The organism is Microbacterium sp. B35-04, assembly GCF_010634885.1.
Lineage (GTDB): Bacteria > Actinomycetota > Actinomycetes > Actinomycetales > Microbacteriaceae > Microbacterium.
In genome coordinates, this window is record NZ_MWLP01000143.1 from 1 (window position 1) to 3,075 (window position 3,075).

General features: G+C 70.4%; 3 protein-coding genes. All 3 read left to right on the plus strand.

What is annotated here, in order from left to right; translation table 11 throughout:
* Positions 1-45 precede the first annotated feature (45 nt).
* Positions 46-1,053: a hypothetical protein gene (locus tag B1729_RS19980; RefSeq protein ID WP_163617215.1), complete on the plus strand. Its 1,008-nt coding sequence runs from the start codon at positions 46-48 to the stop codon at positions 1,051-1,053.
* A gap of 60 nt (positions 1,054-1,113) precedes the next feature.
* Entirely contained in the window at positions 1,114-1,794 is a 681-nt protein-coding gene (locus tag B1729_RS19985; protein ID WP_163634564.1) for a DsbA family oxidoreductase, read from the plus strand.
* Positions 1,795-1,950: 156 nt separating this feature from the next.
* The coding region (gene dusB, locus B1729_RS19990; protein ID WP_163634566.1) for a tRNA dihydrouridine synthase DusB at positions 1,951-3,075 on the plus strand (1,125 nt) is incomplete at its 3' end.

The window sequence follows — 3,075 nt, forward strand, 5'->3', positions numbered from 1 at the left end:
CCAGCAGGATCAGGACCAGGATCAGCAGGAGGAGGGGAGCGGGTGATGGCCCGCCGCGCGCGCAGTCCGCGGCCGGAGCAGTCGGCCGTCGGCGCGCCCGCGCACGCGACGCAGACGACGAGCACCACCGCAACCCCTCCCGACCCCGCCGCCGCACCGCGCCGCGAAACCGGACTCGGCTTCGAGAAGTGGATGGGGTTCCTGTCGTCGTTCGTGGCGCCGCTCACCCTGGTCACGGCGCTGCTGTTCTACTTCGGCTACGTCTCGACGCGCGAGTTCTTCCGCTACTTCGGCGTGGACGTCGACATCATCGGACTGAGCTCCCAGGAGTTCGTCATGCGCAGCCCCGGAGCGCTCTTCATCCCCGTCATGGTGCTCACCCTCCTGGCGGTCCTGGCGATCCTCGGCCACCGCGCGCTGAGGAAGTGGCTCGTGGTGCAGCAGCGGGCGACCCAGCGCCGCGTGATCGGAACCGTCGCGTGGACCGGCATCGCGTTCGTGCTCGCCGGTCTCGCACTGGCGTTCGTGGTGCCGTTCCTCCCCGGATGGACCTACGGACAGCTGCTGACGCCGCTGTTCCTCGCAATCGGCGCGGGCCTCGCCGCCTACGCGGCGGCGACCGTTCGCGCCCTGGACGGCGCGAGCGGTGGCCGGGGCGTCGTGGTACTGCTGGTCCTCGTGATGATCGCGGGGACGTTCTGGTCGACGGCGACCATCGCGCAGTGGTGGGGTCTCGGGCAGGCGCGGTCGCTCGCGGCCGACCTCAGCACACTGCCCGCGGTGGTCCTCGACACGCGCGAGCGGCTCTACCCCGGCGACGACGACATCACGTTCCAGCAGCTCGGCGACGAGGCATCCACCGAAGATCCCGCTGCAGGGGACCCCAAGTTCGGCTACCGCTATTTCGGCCTCCGGCTCCTCGCGCAGGGCGGAGGCCGGCTGTACCTGGTGCCGGACGCGTGGTCACCGGATGCCTCGACCATCGTCGTGCCGTACGACGATGTGCGCGTGCGATTCCGGTTCGTCCCCGACGCGGACCCGCCGACACCCTGACCATTCCGTCCGCGAGCATTCGACGGAATAGAAGCGTGCGCTCGCACCGTTGTCACCAGCATGACGGACGCCATCAAGATCGACGTGTGGAGCGACATCGCCTGCCCCTGGTGCTACATCGGCAAGCGCAACCTCGAGAACGGGCTGGCCGCGGCATCCGCCGACGACGACGCGCCCGCCGTGGAGGTGACCTTCCACTCGTTCGAGCTCTCGCCCGACACGCCCGTCGACTTCGAAGGCGATGAGCTCGACTTCCTCGCGAAGCACAAGGGCATGCCGCGCGAGCAGGTGGAGCAGATGCTCCAGCGCGTCACGGGCGTCGCCGCCGAGGCCGGCCTGGAGTACCGCTTCGACCTCCTCAAGCACACCAACACCGTCAAGGCGCACGAGCTGCTGCACTTCGCCAAGGAGCAGGGCCGGCAGCACGAGCTCGCCGAGCGGCTCATGGCCGCGTACTTCACCGAGGGCCGTCACCTCGGGCGGGAGGACGAGCTCGTGGACCTCGCCACGGATGCCGGGCTCGACGCCGACGCCGCGCGCAAGGCCCTGCAGAGCGGCCGCTACCTCGACGCTGTCCGTGCCGACCAGGCGCAGGCCACGGCGTACGGCATCAACGGCGTGCCGTTCTTCGTGATCGACGGCAAGTACGGCGTATCGGGTGCGCAGCCCGCCGAGGCGTTCGCACAGATCGTGCGCCAGGTCTGGTCGGAGCACCGTGAGCCCGTCGTCGCCGACGCCTGATCCCTGACCGCTCGAACGGGCCCGCCGCGATTCGTCCGCGCCGGGCCCGTGCTCTGCGTGCGGTCGCCGGACAGAATGCACGGCGATGACGGCGACGATGCCACAGGGAAGCGGTCCGTTCAGCCAAGGGACGGATTCCTGTAAGAGAATGGAGTCGTGACGACTGCCCTCGCTCCCGCGCGCACGCTGCGCATCGGGCCCATCGAACTCGATGCGCCCGTCGTGCTGGCGCCGATGGCGGGCATCACCAACACCGCTTTCCGGCGGCTCTGCCGCGAGTACGGAGCAGGCCTCTACGTCAGCGAGATGATCACGACGCGCGCCCTCGTCGAGCGCAACGCCACGACGATGCGCCTGATCACGCACCACGAGTCCGAGAAGCCGCGCTCGATCCAGCTGTACGGCGTGGACCCAGCGACGACCGAGGCCGCGGTGCGCCTCCTCGTCGAGGAGGATCGCGCCGACCACATCGATCTGAATTTCGGATGCCCCGTTCCCAAAGTGACCCGCAAGGGCGGGGGAGCAGCGCTGCCGTGGAAGCTCGGGCTGTTCCGCGACATCGTGACGCGCGCTGCGCGCGCCGCCGGAGACATCCCGCTCACCGTCAAGATGCGCAAGGGCATCGACCCCGACCACCTCACCTACCTCGATGCGGGCCGCATCGCCGAGGACGCCGGAGTGGCGGCCGTCGCCCTGCACGCGCGCACCGCGTCGGAGTTCTACTCGGGCAACGCCGACTGGTCGGCGATCGCCGCACTCAAGCAGGCCGTCACGAGTGTCCCCGTCCTCGGCAACGGCGACATCTGGTCGGCCGACGACGCGGTGCGCATGACGGATGAGACGGGGTGCGACGGCGTCGTCGTCGGTCGTGGCTGCCTCGGGCGTCCGTGGCTCTTCGGAGACCTCGCCCGCGCGCTCGGCAACCCGGGCGCCGCACCCGCCGCGCCGGTCGATGCGACCCTCGGGTTCGTCGCGCGCGCCTTCCGCCGGCACGCGGAGCTGCTCGTCGACTTCTTCGAGGACGAGGGCCGCGGCTGCCGCGACATCCGCAAGCACGTCGCCTGGTACTTCAAGGGCTACCCGGTAGGTGGCGAGCTGCGTGCGAGCCTGGCCACCGCATCCACCCTCGCCGAGATCGACGATCTTCTCGCGACCATGGAACTCGACGCCCCCTACCCGGGTGCGGCGGCGGAAGGCCAGCGCGGTCGTGCCGGCACCCCGAAGCGCCCCGCCCTGCCCGACGGCTGGCTGAACTCCCGCGAGCTCGGGGCCGAGGCATCC